Origin of the sequence: Edaphosphingomonas laterariae (genome assembly GCF_900188165.1) — a bacterium.
GTDB classification, from domain to species: domain Bacteria; phylum Pseudomonadota; class Alphaproteobacteria; order Sphingomonadales; family Sphingomonadaceae; genus Sphingomonas_E; species Sphingomonas_E laterariae.
Window position 1 is genome coordinate 1 of the sequence record NZ_FZOS01000071.1, and the last position, 2,442, is coordinate 2,442.

Here is a 2,442-nt window from a genome sequence, read left to right on the forward strand (position 1 = left end):
GCGGAATCACGCGGCGCGCGGATGCTGCGCACCGCGCTCGGGCCGTCGATCGCAGGCTGGCTCGACGACCCCGCCGTCATCGAAGTGATGCTGAACCCGGATGGCCGCCTGTGGCTCGATCGGCTTGGCGATGGCGTCAGCGACACCGGCGAAACGCTGAGCGCCGCCGACGGCGAGCGTATCGTTCGCCTGGTCGCCCATCACGTCGGCGTCGAGGTTCACGCCCGTTCCCCGCGCGTCTCCGCCGAGCTACCGGAAGGTGGTGAGCGGTTCGAGGGGTTGCTGCCGCCTGTCGTCGCCGCGCCGGCCTTTGCCATCCGAAAGCCCGCCGTCGCCGTGTTCACGCTCGACGACTATGCTCGCGCCGGCATCATGTCAGCGGCCGAGGCCGAGGCGTTGCGCCAGGGCGTCGAGACCCGCGCCAACATCCTCGTCGCGGGCGGCACCGGAGCGGGCAAGACCACGCTGGTCAATGCGCTGTTGGCGGAAGTCGCCAAGACCACCGACCGCATCGTCCTGATCGAAGACACGCGCGAGCTGCAATGCGCCGCGCCGAACCTTGTCGCCATGCGGACCAAGGACGGCGTGGTGTCGCTGTCCGAGCTGGTCCGCTCGTCGCTGCGCCTGCGCCCCGACCGCATCCCGATTGGCGAGGTGCGCGGCGCCGAGGCGCTCGACCTCATCAAAGCCTGGGGCACCGGCCACCCCGGCGGGGTCGGCACGATCCACGCCGGCACCGCGCTCGGCGCGCTGCGCCGCATGGAACAGCTCATCCAAGAGGCCGTCGTGACGGTCCCCCGCGCGCTGATAGCCGAGACGATCGACCTGATCGCCGTGCTGGTCCGCGACGCGCACGGCCGCCGGCTGACCGAGCTGGCCCGCGTCGAAGGGATCGACCCCGCGACCGGCGACTACCGCCTCGCACCTTTCACCACCCCCAAGCCCGGAGACCTGCAATGATCCATGCCCTTCGGCATGGCGCACGCCGCGCCATGCTCACCGCTACCGCCAGCGTGATCGCGCTGACGTTCGCCGTTCCGGCCCATGCCGGCGGCTCGTCGATGCCGTGGGAAGCGCCGCTCCAGTCGATCCTCGAAAGCATCGAGGGGCCGGTGGCGAAGATCATCGCCGTCATCATCATCATCGTGACCGGGCTGACGCTCGCGTTCGGCGACACGTCGGGCGGCTCGCGCCGGCTGATCCAGATCGTATTCGGCCTGTCGATCGCGTTCGCCGCGTCGAGCTTCTTCCTGTCGTTCTTCTCGTTCGGCGGCGGAGCGCTGATCGCATGAACGGCGCGGCCGATCATGGCGAACCGATCGCGGGCTACTTCGCCCCGGTCCACCGGGCGCTGACCGAGCAGATATTGCTCGGCGGCGCCCCGCGCTCGCTCGCCATCGTCAACGGAACGCTGGCGGGCGCGATCGGCCTCGGCCTGCGCCTGTGGATCGCCGGCCTGGTCATCTGGGCTGTCGGCCACGGGCTGTCCGTCTGGGCCGCCCGCCGCGACCCGCAATTCGTGGACGTGGCCCGGCGTCACCTCCGCTACCCGACATGGATGCGGCCATGATGAGCTTGCGCGAATATCGCAGCAAAGCTGCGAACCTTCCCGACTTCCTGCCCTGGGCCGCGCTGGTCGGCGAAGGCGTGGTGCTCAACAAGGACGGCTCGTTCCAGCGCACAGCGAGGTTCCGCGGTCCCGATCTCGACAGCGCGACGCCCGCCGAGCTGGTCGCCACGACCGCACGGCTGAACAATTCGCTGCGCCGGCTCGGCTCCGGCTGGGCAATCTTCGTCGAGGCGCAGCGCACGCCCGCGCTCGACTATCCGCAGTCCGACTTTCCCGATCCCGTGTCGTCGCTGGTCGAGTTCGAGCGCCGCGAGCAGTTCCGCGAGGAGGGCGCGCATTTCGAGAGCCGCTATTTCCTCACCCTGCTGTGGATGCCGCCGGCCGAAGAAGCCGCCCGCGCCGAAGGTTGGCTCTACGAGGGCCGGTCCACCAGCGGCGTCGATCCGTGGGAACTACTCAAGGGCTTCACCGACCGCAGCGACCGGGTGCTCAACCTGGTCGAAGGTTTCGTGCCCGAGGTCCGCTGGCTCGATGACGCCGAGACGCTGACCTATCTGCACAGCACGGTTTCGACGCGCCGCCAGAGCGTCCGCGTGCCGGAAACGCCGATGCACCTCGACGCGCTCTTGGCCGACCAGCCGCTGACCGGCGGGCTCGAACCGAAGCTCGGCGACCAACATCTTCGCACGCTCACTATCGTCGGCTTCCCGAGCGTGACCTTCCCCGGCGTGCTCGACGAGCTAAACCGGCTCGCCTTCGAGTATCGCTGGGCGACCCGCGCGATCATGCTCGACAAGACCGACGCGACCAAGCTGCTGAGCCGCATCCGCCGCCAGTGGTTCGCCAAGCGCAAGAGCGTCATGGCGATCTTG

Annotated in this window: 3 protein-coding genes and 1 pseudogene; all 4 read left to right on the forward strand. The window is 69.3% G+C overall.

Annotated elements, in window-relative coordinates; genetic code table 11:
* On the forward strand, nucleotides 1–960 hold a 960-nt coding region (gene trbB, locus CHB74_RS21300; RefSeq protein WP_245843146.1), incomplete at its 5' end, for a P-type conjugative transfer ATPase TrbB.
* Nucleotides 957–1,292, forward strand: a complete 336-nt coding sequence (locus tag CHB74_RS21305; protein ID WP_048578620.1) for a TrbC/VirB2 family type IV secretion system protein — start codon at nucleotides 957–959, stop codon at nucleotides 1,290–1,292. The genes trbB and CHB74_RS21305, both read left to right, overlap by 4 nt.
* On the forward strand, nucleotides 1,289–1,570 hold the full coding sequence (locus CHB74_RS21310) for a VirB3 family type IV secretion system protein (RefSeq protein ID WP_048578621.1): 282 nt from the start codon (nucleotides 1,289–1,291) through the stop codon (nucleotides 1,568–1,570). The genes CHB74_RS21305 and CHB74_RS21310 overlap by 4 nt, the downstream gene beginning before the upstream one ends.
* Nucleotides 1,567–2,442, forward strand: a pseudogene (locus CHB74_RS21315) (conjugal transfer protein TrbE); the annotation flags it as partial. The gene CHB74_RS21310 and the pseudogene CHB74_RS21315, both read left to right, overlap by 4 nt.

What these genes read in the sequence shown, in the direction of transcription:
- CHB74_RS21305 (WP_048578620.1), top strand. Translation starts at nt 957, where the DNA reads ATGATCCATGCCCTTCGGCATGGCGCACGCCGCGCCATGCTCACCGCT.
- CHB74_RS21310 (WP_048578621.1), top strand. Translation starts at nt 1,289, where the DNA reads ATGAACGGCGCGGCCGATCATGGCGAACCGATCGCGGGCTACTTCGCC.